12 protein-coding genes and 1 tRNA gene are annotated in these 12,810 nt (G+C 50.9%); 1 reads left to right on the top strand and 12 read right to left on the bottom strand.

Features of this window, described 5'->3' with window-relative positions:
- Positions 1-99 precede the first annotated feature (99 nt).
- The 5 genes from VLE72_04390 to VLE72_04370 all read right to left on the bottom strand — a co-directional run bounded on the left by VLE72_04390 (position 100) and on the right by VLE72_04370 (position 3,249).
- A complete protein-coding gene (locus VLE72_04390) occupies positions 100-435 on the bottom strand; it encodes a hypothetical protein (GenBank protein ID HSX15107.1) in 336 nt (111 codons plus the stop codon).
- A gap of 162 nt (positions 436-597) precedes the next feature.
- Positions 598-846: a hypothetical protein gene (locus tag VLE72_04385; GenBank protein HSX15106.1), complete on the bottom strand. Its 249-nt coding sequence runs from the start codon at positions 844-846 to the stop codon at positions 598-600.
- Positions 846-2,495 (bottom strand): bifunctional phosphoribosylaminoimidazolecarboxamide formyltransferase/IMP cyclohydrolase, encoded by a 1,650-nt coding sequence (gene purH, locus VLE72_04380; GenBank protein ID HSX15105.1) that lies wholly within the window; start codon positions 2,493-2,495, stop codon positions 846-848. Before purH ends, VLE72_04385 begins: the two co-directional genes overlap by 1 nt.
- A gap of 183 nt (positions 2,496-2,678) precedes the next feature.
- Positions 2,679-3,107: a VOC family protein gene (locus tag VLE72_04375; GenBank protein ID HSX15104.1), complete on the bottom strand. Its 429-nt coding sequence runs from the start codon at positions 3,105-3,107 to the stop codon at positions 2,679-2,681.
- A 67-nt stretch (positions 3,108-3,174) separates the two neighbouring features.
- A tRNA-Gln gene (locus tag VLE72_04370) sits at positions 3,175-3,249 on the bottom strand.
- Between the two features lie 109 nt (positions 3,250-3,358).
- Between VLE72_04370 and VLE72_04365 the strand changes: the two genes are divergently transcribed.
- The gene (locus VLE72_04365) at positions 3,359-4,396 is read left to right on the top strand and encodes an AI-2E family transporter (GenBank protein HSX15103.1); all 1,038 of its coding nucleotides are present in this window, start codon (positions 3,359-3,361) and stop codon (positions 4,394-4,396) included.
- A 21-nt stretch (positions 4,397-4,417) separates the two neighbouring features.
- On the opposite strand, the gene VLE72_04360 is transcribed toward VLE72_04365, so the two are convergent.
- The 7 genes from VLE72_04360 to VLE72_04330 are packed head-to-tail and all read right to left on the bottom strand — an operon-like array spanning position 4,418 to position 12,751.
- Entirely contained in the window at positions 4,418-6,214 is a 1,797-nt protein-coding gene (locus VLE72_04360; protein ID HSX15102.1) for an ABC transporter ATP-binding protein, read from the bottom strand.
- Positions 6,211-7,575, bottom strand: a complete 1,365-nt coding sequence (gene cysS / locus VLE72_04355; GenBank protein ID HSX15101.1) for a cysteine--tRNA ligase — start codon at positions 7,573-7,575, stop codon at positions 6,211-6,213. Before cysS ends, VLE72_04360 begins: the two co-directional genes overlap by 4 nt.
- Positions 7,575-8,174, bottom strand: coding sequence for a recombination mediator RecR (gene recR / locus VLE72_04350; protein HSX15100.1), 600 nt, complete (start codon positions 8,172-8,174; stop codon positions 7,575-7,577). Before recR ends, cysS begins: the two co-directional genes overlap by 1 nt.
- A complete protein-coding gene (locus VLE72_04345) occupies positions 8,175-8,462 on the bottom strand; it encodes a YbaB/EbfC family nucleoid-associated protein (GenBank protein HSX15099.1) in 288 nt (95 codons plus the stop codon).
- 43 nt (positions 8,463-8,505) lie between these two features.
- Positions 8,506-10,734 (bottom strand): glycosyltransferase family 39 protein, encoded by a 2,229-nt coding sequence (locus tag VLE72_04340; protein ID HSX15098.1) that lies wholly within the window; start codon positions 10,732-10,734, stop codon positions 8,506-8,508.
- The gene (locus VLE72_04335) at positions 10,731-12,287 is read right to left on the bottom strand and encodes a glycosyltransferase family 39 protein (GenBank protein ID HSX15097.1); all 1,557 of its coding nucleotides are present in this window, start codon (positions 12,285-12,287) and stop codon (positions 10,731-10,733) included. Before VLE72_04335 ends, VLE72_04340 begins: the two co-directional genes overlap by 4 nt.
- A complete protein-coding gene (locus VLE72_04330; GenBank protein HSX15096.1) occupies positions 12,284-12,751 on the bottom strand; it encodes a GtrA family protein in 468 nt (155 codons plus the stop codon). The genes VLE72_04335 and VLE72_04330 overlap by 4 nt, the downstream gene beginning before the upstream one ends.
- Positions 12,752-12,810: the final 59 nt, after the last annotated feature.

The raw sequence follows: 12,810 nt of genomic DNA, 5'->3' as shown, positions 1-12,810 counted from the left end.
CTCTCTAATATTTAGTAATAAAAAACTATACGACTACCATAACATGGCTAAAAAGAAACTCAAGCCCAGCCCCGGATTGCTCCAGAGCTAGGCTTGTAATCAGCGCTTCCGGCGAGGTGGTGTGGCCCTAGGACCCAAGATAAATCTCCGGCCGTCATCGGGGCTGATGGCAATGACGTTCCATTCGAGCGCTTGCTCAATCACCCGGTCGTATGGACCTTCTTGCGATTCGTAGTAGTAACAAGAGCTGTCGTAGAGGGCTTCTCTTTCGGCCTTGCTTAGACGAGGCAAAAAGGCGTCAAGCAATTCTCGTCTCGTCAAGCCGCGGCGCCCAACGTAGCGCAGGCGCCTAGACATGAAGTCGTAGGCCTTTCGGGTGGCTCTACCCTTGATTTGAAGCCAGCGTTCCAGTTCAGCATTATGCTTAGGCTCCACCGTTACTCCTTGTCGAGGTTCTTGTAATCACAGAGGATCATAAAGTTTATAATGTCGCAGCATAAGTCGAAAGAATTTGACTCAACAAACAATTGACCATCTAGAGCGTTAATAAAAGATTAACTCCCTGCCCCGAAGTTTCCTTCAAGGCAAGGAGTCTGTTTAACCGGTTGGATCCGGCTGAGCCAAATCAACGTTGATCTCGATCTTCTCACTTCCGCACCAGCGGCAGGAAATGGTTTCGATCTCTTCGTTTAAGACCTCGTCCTCTTCGACACTCAGCTCGCCGCCAACGGTGAAGTGGTAGAAGCTGCGGGACCTTTTGGTATGAACAACGTCGAACCGAGTCAGATTGCCGCAAGCTGTGCAGCGGTAACGCTCACCTTCCTCGAGCGCTCGTAAGTCGCTCATCAGTGGTTGAAGAAGCCGCGACCAGCCGAATCCGGTAGCCAACCCAAACAACCGGTTGTGGCGAAAACGTCCTCAACCTCTTGGTCATTGATGGATCCGTTTGTTGCAATGACTGCCCAAACCCCGGCAGCTAATAGAGTTTCGGCTGCATCCCGGAATGGCATAAAGCTGTCGCTGTAGGCCACGACCCGAGGAGACTTGTACCAGTCGAGGAATCGACCGGATTCATCGAAGCCATGGCCTGCATCAGCCGCAATCTTTAGGGCCAGCTGAGCGGCCCCGACTCGATCTTGTTGACCGACTCCATTGCCGAGCAATTGGCCGCCGCGAACTAACGTCATGGTGTTGGAATTGGAAGTCGAACCAACTGCCCAGGCCAAGACGGCACTTTCACGAACTTCTAGCTCTGGCTCACCGAAGGGCCATGAGAATTCCGGGTGATTGAAGTCAAGAACGTAGGTGTAGTTGGGTTCTCGCAAGAATCCGCCACGAATGTAGCGCAAGCGCGGGGCTTCATCGAGCATAGCCTCACCTACATCGACCAGATTCGGGTTAACGAAGAAGCGGCACTTACCATCTTTGCGCTTCAAGATGCTGATGGCTTCGTCGGTAAAATCGGGCGCTGAAATGACGTCGAGAATCCGACGTTTCATGTTGCCGATGTTCCACGACCTGATGATTTCGGCCAGCTCGCTATCGATAGCGAAGTTAGTCATGACCAAACCGCCGTGAATCGACTTCAAATTGCCCGCCAGCATTTTGCGAATGACCTCGGCAGGGTTATCGCCTACGGCCGCACCACAACAATTGCCATGCTTTGTGCCAATAGCAATGAACGGCGGCCCGCCGAAGTTGCGCTCGAAACCAGCGGCAATATGAGTCAGAGTTTGAGGCTGCCTGTCAGCCACCTCGACCCAGTTGTTGTAACTGGCGGGGGCGCCTTCGATCAAATCAAACTGGCTGAAGCCGAGTGGATCTGTCCGGCCGGTCGAATACACACCGGCTGGCGTTTGCCAGGCGTTTTCGCCGTAGCTGCACTTTTGGGCCAATTTGACTAACATGCCCCTGAAGCCACCGTCCGAAATCCACTCTGCAATGTCGGTGTCGTAGGCGGCAGTGTGGGCAAAAGCCTTTTTGGCCAGATCCAGGCATGTCTCTTTCAAGAGACCGCCATGGTTGCGCAATTCGGTCACAACTCTGGGGTAATCAGCCGGATCAACAACGACCCCAACCGCAGCATGATTCTTGGCCGCTGCTCGCACCATAGTTGGCCCACCGACATCGATATTCTCGATGCAGGTGTCCCAATCGGCGCCCGAGGCCACCGTTACCGTAAACGGGTAGAGGTTGCAGACGACTAGATCGATCGCGCCAATTTGGTGCGTGACCAGATCGTCCATGTGCCCAGGCACCGCTCGGTTGGCCAAAATGCCGCCCAAGATCATCGGATGCAAGGTCTTGACGCGACCATCCATCATTTCCGGGAAACCGGTGACTTCTTGGACTTGTCGGTGCGGAATGCCGGCAGCTGCCAGCGCTTTGCTGGTTCCCCCGCTCGAGACCAAATCGAATCCGAGTTCAACCAACGCGCGAGCGAATTCAGCTAGCCCCGTCTTGTCGTAGACCGACAACAACGCAGTTTTTGACATCAAGGTACTCCCTCATAGGTGTCGGCCTTTCCGACTCCGATATTCTGGCAATGATTGACTAGACTAGCAAGCTTAAACGTATTCAAAATACATCTTTACGTCTGACCCGCCGGCCTAAAACCTGAGCTCCGGAAATCCGGAGCTCATCTCAATTCACAATTGTTGACTCGTTAGACTGAGTATTTAGGTCTTAGCCTGTAGGATAGAAAACCGATTACCTTCCGTATCCATGGCTGATATCCACAAACCAACGCCGGGAATCATCTGCGGTTCCATGGTGTGTTGGCCTTTTTGGTCCATACCGCCCAAAATCTTTCCGCCAGCAGCTTCGACCGCTTTCATACTAGCACCGACATCATCAACTGAAACTACCACCGAAGGGGCTTGGCTCATCGGATCATCCGTTTTTTGATAAAAGCCGCCGTTAATCGCGCCCTTGGTTTGAACCATGCCGTCGGCGTCGGTCTCGGTAGTTTGGGCCACCACGTAATTACCCATCTCTGCCCCCATCAGCTGGCCCTTCCAGCCAAAGGCCGTCTCATAAAATTTAACCATGCGGGCTTGGTCGTTATAGCCCATTTCGAAGTGTACGACCGGATTCATTTTACCCATATTAAATCCTCCTAATAATTTTGTGCTCTAATAATACGCCTATACGCGTCAAAATCCATGTCTCATTTGGCTGGGGCGGCAGGATTCGAACCTGCGAATCACGGGACCAAAACCCGTTGCCTTACCGCTTGGCTACGCCCCATCGATGATGAACTTTGGCCTGCTTAACTAAAGAATTTTAGCTGAAAAAAGGCTATTCTACAATCTTGAGGGTTTGCGTCTAGGGTCTAATCTGTGCTCTAATAGTGCTAATGGATACCAGCGCCAAAAACATCTACCGCATCCTGATTATTATTACCAGTTTTATTCTAATCGTCTGGGTAGCAGTGCAAGTCCATCGGCAATTGATTTGGATTGGGACGGCCTTTTTCTTAGCCGTTGCCCTGAACCCGGCTGTTGAATGGTTTCGAAAACACTTCACTCGGGGCAATCGAGGTCTGGCCATAACCGTTACAATCACCATTTTGATTGCGGCCCTCGGTTTTATTATTGCCTCACTAGTACCGCCAGTGGTGCATCAGTCCCAAGGCCTGGTTAATAATCTGCCAAACTACACCGATAATTTGGTGCACTCCGATAACGTGGTTGGTCAGGCCATTCGCAAATACGATTTGGTTACCCGGGTAAAATCGGATCAAACTCAACTAGTCCATCAAGTTACGACCTTTGGCGGATCCTTCTTTACTGTTGTGCGCGATATCTTCTCAAGTCTGGCGGCTACCGTAACGGTTTTTGCTCTAACGATATTCATGTTGCTAGAGGGTCATGGTTGGATCGAAGGCGCTTGGGCCAGGTATCATTCGGCTAAGAAGCCGCATTACCAAAAACTAACGCGTGATATGTATGTGGCCACCACCGGTTACGTCAACGGCAACATCTTAACCAGTATCATCGCTGCGATTACCTCTGGGATCATGCTAATTATTCTGGGTATACCCTACGCGGCGCCGCTGGCGATTTTCGTGGGCATAATGGATTTAGTCCCATTGGTTGGAGCAACCCTGGGCTCGATCGCGGTGGTGATCGTGGCCTTGTTCCAATCTGTCACGGCCGCCGTCATCATGCTGATCTTTTTCCTGGTCTACCAGCAAACCGAAAACCACATCTTACAACCCTTGGTTTACGGCAAAACGGTCCGCATCTCGCCATTACTAGTCCTAGTAGCCGTTTTGATCGGGGCTGGCTTAGGCGGGCTCTTGGGCGGTTTAGTGGCTATTCCGGTGGCCGCCAGTATCCAAATCATGGCTCGAGATTATCTAGACACTCACCACCACCAAAGAGAAGCCTAAGTCTTGGCAATAGGCCAAGCCCTATGTCTTGGCAATATCAAATTTACGCAGCAGGGCTTTGTTGGCTTTGGTTGGGGCTTGGAGCTCAAGTAGTTGAGCATAAATACCTTCGGTTTTGGATAATTCCTCGGGGGAACCAATTTCATCCACCTGCCCATCTTTGAGGGTCACAATTGTATCGACACCAGCAATAGTCGAGAGGCGGTGAGCAATAATCATGGTGGTGCGCTCAGCCATCAGGTGATCTAGGGCCTCTTGGACTTCGCGCTCAGCCCGGCTATCTAGCGAACTGGTGGCCTCATCTAGGATCAATATCGGGGCGTTTTTTAATATGGCCCGAGCAATGGCGATGCGCTGTTTTTGACCGCCAGAGAGCTTAACGCCACGTTCGCCGATTTCGGTATCGAAGCCCTTGGGCAATTTATTCACAAAATCGAGAGCATTAGCGGCTTTAGCGGCCTCAGTCATGGCAGCTTCGGTAACTTTTTGGCTACCATAAGTAATATTTTCGGCCACCGAGCCGGAAAACAGCGCTGGTTCCTGGAAGACGACCGCGACTTGCTGCCTGAGCGATTCTTGGGTCACACCATTGATATTGGCCCCATCAACCGTAATGGCTCCTTTAGAGGGTAGGTAGAAGCGCAGCAGTAAATTGGCAATGGTGGTCTTGCCTTGGCCACTCTCCCCCACTAAGGCAAGTTTAGTGCCGGGCTCAATGGTAAAGGAGACGTCTTTTAAGACTTTTTGACCACCATCATAGCTAAAATCGACTTTGTTGTATTCAACTCGAGCCCGGTCGACTTTTAGGGTTTTAGCATCGGGGTCATCTTGGATCGAAGGCTCTAGATCCATGATCGAAAAAAAGTCTTTACTGCCGGCAATGGCTTTTTGAACGTTATCGACGATGAACGATGAGGCAAATAGCGGAAACTGGGCCTGCTCGGTTAATTGCAGTAGCAGCACAACCGTACCGACAGCCTGCTGAACCGGGCCAAAATGGCCGTTTATGGCCTGCCAAATTATGATGGAGTAAATGCCAAAGAAGACTAGGTTCAAGCTGAGGCGCCGCCAGACGTCGAATTTGTGCCATTGCCTGGATTGAGTTTTGGTTTGGCCTTCGATGGCTCGGCGTTTGCCAGCAAAAAACCTGCTTTCCGTTAATTCCTGAGCAAAAGATTTCACCACTCGAATTTGGGAAATGGCTTCAATGAAGCGCCCATTAGCTTGATCGACGTCGGCGTTGATACCAGCCTGCTTGGCCTGCCAGCTGCGGCTCGATAGCGTCGTTAGCCACATGTAGAGCGGAAACAGACTAGCCAGCATCAGAGCGATAGCCCAGGAATATTTAGCCAAAATGATCAGCGTAAAAAAACTGGTCAAAAAGAAGCCAATAAAGTTATTGGCAAAGGCCTGCATCAGGCTCGAAATTGTCGCAATACTGCGATCCAGGCGGGCCGTAATGTGGCCGGTGATTTCATTATCGTAGAATTCCAGTGGCAGTTTGAGTAAGTGATCAAAGTAGCGCTGGCTCAGCAGGGTGTTTAGTTTAGCGCCCAATAGATCGCCAACATAGCCTTGGACATTGGTAATTATGGTAATAATCAACCAAATCGCAAACAGAGCCGCTAGTAAAATAAGAAACTTGCTGGCCGGCACCGCCTGCCCGGTGCCCCGCTTGACGATGTTATCGACTAAGAATTTAGAAATAAATGGCGAAACTTGGTTAAGTAAAGAAATCGTCACCACCATGATGGCGGTCGCGATATAGAAGCGCTTCAGGCTCCACGAATAACGAATGATTTTGATGATATCTTTCAAATTGTGCTCCGGCGCCAGCGTGGGCCAAATTCAGTGTCATCGAGGCTCAAGCCAGCTTTTTGGAGCTCGGTCCGCAAGCGATCACTGTTAGTAAAGTCATTGTTTAGTCTAGCGGTCTCGCGATCGGCTATCAAGGCCTTTTGTGGGGCAGAAATGTCCGATCGCTTGGCCAGATCCAGACCCAGTAACTCATCTAGGGTTTCTAGCATCCCATGGCTGGGTCGCTCGTGTTTAAGTTCAGCTAGTTTAGCTAGAGCCGTGGGGGTGGCTAGGTCGTCGACTAGATCTGATTTAATTTGACCAACTACCTCATCGGCCAGCGGAGCAAAGGATGGTTGGTAAACCAGCTCCGCCCAATTGTAGAGCTTGAGCAAAAAGTGCTGGGCGTCGGCTAGAGCTTCCCAGGTGAAGTTAACTTGATTGCGATAGTGCGATTGCAACATTAACAAACGAAAGGCCAGCGGATGATAGCCGCGGTCCACTAAATCGCGCAAGCGATAAAAATTGCCAGCCGATTTGCTCATCTTGTGCCCCTCGGCCTGGAGGAATTGATTATGCATCCAAATTTTAGTCAAAGCCTGGCCAGTGGCCGCTTCGGTTTGAGCAATTTCGTTAGGGTGATGGGTGCCGATGTGATCAACGCCACCGGTGTGAATATCAATTGGATTCCCCAGTAGGGTTTGAATTATAGCCGAGCATTCCAGGTGCCAGCCCGGGAAACCCTCGCCCCAGGGGCTGGGCCAATGCATGGTGTGGTCGGCGAAGTGGCCAGTGGTAAAAAACCACAGCGCAAAATCTTGAGGGTGGTGCTTGGCTTTATCGCTCACAACCTGACTGCGGGCGGCCGTTAACTTATCGTCCAGACTCTGGCGATTGAGCTTGCCGTAACCCGCAAATTTGGTAACGTCAAAATATATGGCTTGCTTGGTTTGGTAGGCGTAATCTTTATCGATTAGGGTTTGGACGAGGGCGATTTGTTGCTCGATGTAATCGGTGGCTCTAGCCTCCTTGGTTGGCGCTAGAATGTTCAAGGCGCTGGCATTGGCGTGAAATTCTTGAATAAAAAAATCAGCCACTGCCCAGACGCTCTTGCCCTCGCGTTTGGCGCTCGTCTCGAGCTTATCATCACCCTCGTCGGCGTCACTAGTTAAGTGACCGACGTCGGTGATATTCATAACGTGATTTACCTCATAACCTTCAGCCAGCAGCGTGCGTTTCAAGGTATCGTTGAATATCAAATTGCGCAAGTTGCCAATGTGAGCGTAATCGTAGACCGTCGGTCCGCAGGTGTAGAGCTTAATTTGGCGCTGGGGGCCAACTTCGACCAGCTTTTGGCTGTAGGTATCAAATAACTTTAACATTAAAAAGCCTGCCGTCCTTCCAGAGCGCGGCCCAGCGTGATCTGATCAGCGTATTCCAGATCGCCCCCAATTGGTAACCCGCGAGCCAGCCTGGTGACCTTAATTTTGGCCGGCCCTAGTTGCCTGCGAATAAACAAAGCCGTGGCTTCACCTTCGGTGCTGGGATTGGTAGCTAGAATCAGCTCCTTGATGCTGCCGCTATCCAAACGTTTGAGTAGAGATTTAACCTCTAATTGTTCGGGGCCAATGCCATCGATTGGCGAAATAGCTCCACCTAAAACGTGGTAGAGACCACGGAAGTGGCCAGTTCGCTCGAGGGCCACCACATCCAGCGGTTCCTCAACTACGGCTAGCAAATTTTGATCGCGGCTCCCATCACTGCAAATATCACAACGCGGGTTGGTCGCAAGATTACGACAGACCTCGCAGCGAGTTAGCCCAGAATGGAGATCTAATAAAGCCTGGCCCAAACCGGCGGCCTCAGCCGGATCGGCTTTGAGCAAGAAAAAGGTCAGGCGCTCAGCTGTGCGCGGCCCGATGCTCGGCAATTTCGATAGCTCATGGATGAGGTTCTCAACTGGTTCGGGGAGCAGGCGCATTTAGAGCCCGGGGATGCCCAGTCCACCCGAAATCGCCTTCATCTTATCGGCCGCCGCCTGTTGGCTTTTGGTGATAGCTTGGGTAATGGCTGATTCAATCCATTTCTCTAACCGGCCCAAGTCATCAAAATCGATCTTATCCGGATCAAGAGAGATTTTTTGAATCTTTTGCTCGCCGTTAATTTTAACCATCACGGCTCCATCGCCAGCCTCAACTTCGATCATCTCTTTGGCCAGCGCTGATTGGATCTTTTTTAACTCAATTAATGCTTTGGCGCGATCAAACATAGCGTCCTCCTAGTTAGCTCTATTGTACTAGATAATCCGGGCGCTAAGAACCGCTGGTGTGGTAGTGTCGAACTTCACTATCGGCGGCCTGGAAATCATCAAGTAAGCGCCAGCTGGCCGGCACGGCGAAGTCATCGTTGTGGCCAGGCTTACCGACCACCCAAACGTAGCCTGAAGCCGGATGAACTTGGTTAAAGCTGGCCACCACTATTTTGTCGGCCCGATCATAGAGCAAGCTAGTCTCGCCGTAGCCAGTGACGCCACCAGGTGCTAGCAACAGGGTGGTGGATCCGGTGTGGTTGTAGTAGCTAAAGTCAAAGTAGGTATAGAGCTCACCTGAGACGATTGCATCTCCAGGCGAATAGTTGGCGTCAACATAATCACCGACCTGCCCCATGGCGTGGGTGGCCTGAGCATAGACGTTATGGGTGCCGATGCCAAAGGTTACGAGCAAGACGAATATGGCCGCCCAACGGGCCATCCGGCTACGTTCAAAGGGCGCCACTAGATACAAGATGGCAGCTAGTAGAATGTAGAAGCCGACGGCGGCAAAAACAAAATAGCGATCGACGTAAATCGGACGCTTACCCAGGGAGACGATCAAGACAGCCAGTGGCCCCAAGAAAGTTAGACCGGCGATCAAGGCACCACTGGGAAAATATTTGCGTTTGAGGGCTAAAATAATTGATGCGACCATCAGCAAGACAAAACCCGAGAATCTCAATATGGCAGCGATTCGGCCCAAATCGGTGAAAGTTAAAAATTGGGCCATGGTCGAGGGCAGCGTGAGGTAGTTAGCTTTAGGAATCCAAAAAGCTGCTTGAACCCGACTAAACTGATCGTAGGCTTTGGGTAGCCAAGGTAAAAAGAGCATGGCGCTGCCCCAGTTGGCCAGCCACCAGCCGACTCGCTTGATCCCCCATCTGGGCTGCCGGACGGCTATCATATAGAGCCAGTGCAAAATGATAATGAAAATAAAGTAATAATGAGTGTAGAGGCCGGCCGCAATCGCCAAACTATAACTAGCCCAAAACCACCAGCGGTTAGTCCTTTGAGCTCTAACTAACAAATAAGTTGCCAGCACCGCTAGAAACGCGGCCATGGCGTACATCCTGGCCTCTTGACCGTAGCGGATTAAGAAAGGCCCTAGCGCCAAAAAGACGGCACTCAGGCGGGCCACCCGATGACCAAAGAGTTCTCTAGCCAGTAGAAAGCCGACTATGATGGCTGCTAGCATTAAGATGGCACTGAGCGATCTAGCCCCAAGTTCGCTTACGCCAAATATCCTAATCCAATAATGCAAGCTCAGATAATACAGGGGCGGGTGGACGTCGCGAGCGGTCCGCGCGATGATCTGGGCCGGAGACTGGGGTGCTAGCATCATGGTATAGCCCTCATCATGCCAAATGCTGGCTTTGGAAATGTTAATAAAACGCAATAGCGCCCCAACCAAAATGGCACCGGCTAGTACCAAGCGGTCGTAGGTTTCGGCTAGGCGCTCTTGAACACTGGCGTGTGTTAAGCTCGTTTGCGGTCGCTTGTAGCGGCCGGTCATCAATCCCCAGCGGACGTTGATAAGGTCTAAGAAGACTTGAATCGCCGCTTTGATGGGTGAATCGCCGACCAGCCCGGCCGCCTTGGGGTCCTTCCAGTCGTTGGCTGGGAAAGTCTCGATGGTATAGCCTAGCATTCTGGCGATGGCTAGAATCTCCAAATCAAAGCCCCAGCCACTCAAGGTCTGGCGGCTAAAGATTTGCTCAGCGGCGTTTGCTTCAAAAACCTTAAAGCCGCATTGAGTATCTTTAATCCCGGGTAGCAAAATGATTTGAGCCATGATGTTACCAGATCTTGTAATCAGTTTTCGCATCAAACCCTTATGGGTGGAAACTAGATTGCGGATGGCAATACCAACTTTGGCTCCTCGATCCATTAAGGCCTTAACATCATCCAAATGCTTCAGCGGTGTTGCTAAATCGGCATCCATAAACAAACGGTAGCGGCCTCCAGCGGCCATCATCCCAGCCTTGACAGCGCCACCTTTGCCCGCCCGCTGACCGAGATTTATCACCCTAAAGCCGGGGTGGTGTTTGGTAAAGGCCTGGGCTTCTTCGACGTCCCCGGAGGTGTCATCGTTTTGCATCATGATCAAAATTTCAACCTGGCCGTAGTCGTGCTTATGCAACCAATCGGCTAGAAGCTTCATCCGATCATCAAATTGGGCACCCTCGTTATAAGCTGGGATGACAATGCTGAGGTCTGGGACCTCGCTCATTTGGTGACCTCGTAGACATCGTAGATTTCGCTGGCATTGAAGGTCGAATACCCGGGGCTGAGCTTACCGCCGGCCCAATGATCGCGTAGAGGTTTGATCGCAGCGTCATACTGGCTTCTAACAATCACAAACTGTTTGGGCTGGCCATCGACTGGCAAGCCGGCAATCTGGCTGGGATCGATGCGCGTATAGCTCAAATGATTATGAGTTAGGTAATAGACGGTTTTATCGGAATAGCCATCGACCACGGCGTAGCGTTCACCGGTAAAAGGATGGGCCAGCATGTATTTAGCTAGCGCGACTGAATCTTCGCTGTAAGCCTCATAAGTTTGGGGTGAATTAGCCCAAGCCACAAAGTATTGGGTATAGCCTTGGTAGATGGTTAGGCCGATTAAAACCAAGATGATGGCTAGCCCACTATATCTGGCGGCCGCATTGATCGGGAAGGTGGCATACCAACGCTCCAACATGTATTCGATACCTAAGGCCGCTAAAATCACCGCGGCTGGCAAGGCCCCAATCGAGCGCAAAGCATGTGGGATGCCTTCGGCGGTCAGAACCTCGGGCACTAGCATAGCGCCAAAAATAAAGATTAATCCATAGTAGCGCGGCCGGTTGAAGTGAACCAGGCATATCAATATGCCAAGAATAAACATGACACCCACAAAAATGTTCAGCAGTGGCTGTCCGCCCAGGTTCTGACGATAATTTTCATCGCCATGAACATTAAACATCAGGGCGGTTTTAGCGATATTGGAAGCTAGAGTTTGGACCGGGTGGCCACCGTTTAGATCTTTGTTTAAAAAGCTGGTACCAGAGGCTCTGGCGCCCAAATCACCTGGGTGCTTGATGCCGTAGAGCCCCATAGGAATCATCAATATCGCAAAGGCAATTAGGCTTGCGATGATGCTTTTACGAAAGGGTTTAATAAAGTCGCGGCGCCAAATTTCCAGAGCCAGCCAGATGGCAGCTAGCGCCACCGGGAAAAGTCGAAATGACAAATAAGTATACATGCCCAGGCCCATGGTGGCACCGGCCGCAATAAACCAGCGCTTCGATTTCGTCTGGAAGGCTCTGGTGTATAAATATGCTACCAGGCTTACAAATAAGGGCGTCATGGAGGCCCTAAAGCCATCGCGGGTGATGGTGACGGCCCAGGGATTTACGGCCATAATAACGGCGGCTAGCAACCCCACACGGGCCCCAAACCAACTCTTAGCCCACAGATAAGTCGTAAAGACAGCCGCTACCCCAATTAGAGCCGGGGCAATTCTGAGCGCCAGTATGGTATTACCTAAAATGGCCACAAAGATAGCTTGCAGGAAAAAGAACAACGATTCCCTTGGTCCATTAGTGTTATAGAGCGGCCGGATGTCGTGGTGTTCTAGAATCCGAAAAATGTCTAAGCCGTTAGCGGCTTCGTCCGGATGTAAGCCCGGAGGCAGATGGTTGAGCTGATAAAAGCGAAAAAAAGCGGCCAATGCAATGATGGCCACTAGCAAAATGGTGTAGAGATGGGTCTGAATAAATTTGGTCAGGCGGCCGTTTTTCACTGAGGAAAGACCCATTTTTTGTAGGCCAGGTAGTTCCAAATCATACTAACCAAGATGGCAGCGATTTTAGCGCTGTTTTTTATCACGAAAGCATCACTAAAGGTTCCGCCCAAACCCAGGCTGTGGACGATGTGGGTAGCCAAATCGACTGGCCCGGTCCAAGTCACTGTCAGCGCGTGAATGACTAAGTTTTGCAGCACATAGAGCCCAAAAGCCGTCACAATAAAGAAAATGACGGCTTGCCGGATGGGGTTCCCTTTGCGACTTTGAAAAACGACCGTTTTATTAGCAAAGAAACTAAAGATCATGGCTACAGTCGTCGAGAAAAAGTTGGCTTGAATTAAGGTCAGCCCGACTTTAGAGGTTAGAACGTTATAAATCGTAAAGTCGATAATTGTGTTAATAATACCGACAGCACCGAATTTGCCGATGCGCTTCACCTCAGTACTTGTAGCAGTCGCCATAACGCAATAAGCATAACTGAAATAGGATGAGGCTGTAAAGAGTCTCTCGTAACGACCAA

This window comes from Candidatus Saccharimonadales bacterium (assembly GCA_035480635.1).
GTDB lineage: Bacteria > Patescibacteriota > Saccharimonadia > UBA4664 > DATIHN01 > DATIHN01.
Note: the sequence above shows the minus strand (reverse complement) of the source record. Positions and strands in the feature narration are given on the sequence as shown.

Coding starts and splice junctions, on each gene's coding strand:
- cysS (HSX15101.1), bottom strand. CDS start 7,575: ATGTTAAAGTTATTTGATACCTACAGCCAAAAGCTGGTCGAAGTTGGC.
- VLE72_04345 (HSX15099.1), bottom strand. CDS start 8,462: ATGTTTGATCGCGCCAAAGCATTAATTGAGTTAAAAAAGATCCAATCA.
- VLE72_04330 (HSX15096.1), bottom strand. CDS start 12,751: ATGGCGACTGCTACAAGTACTGAGGTGAAGCGCATCGGCAAATTCGGT.
- VLE72_04385 (HSX15106.1), bottom strand. CDS start 846: ATGAGCGACTTACGAGCGCTCGAGGAAGGTGAGCGTTACCGCTGCACA.
- VLE72_04365 (HSX15103.1), top strand. CDS start 3,359: ATGGATACCAGCGCCAAAAACATCTACCGCATCCTGATTATTATTACC.
- VLE72_04375 (HSX15104.1), bottom strand. CDS start 3,107: ATGGGTAAAATGAATCCGGTCGTACACTTCGAAATGGGCTATAACGAC.
- purH (HSX15105.1), bottom strand. CDS start 2,495: ATGTCAAAAACTGCGTTGTTGTCGGTCTACGACAAGACGGGGCTAGCT.
- recR (HSX15100.1), bottom strand. CDS start 8,174: ATGCGCCTGCTCCCCGAACCAGTTGAGAACCTCATCCATGAGCTATCG.
- VLE72_04340 (HSX15098.1), bottom strand. CDS start 10,734: ATGAGCGAGGTCCCAGACCTCAGCATTGTCATCCCAGCTTATAACGAG.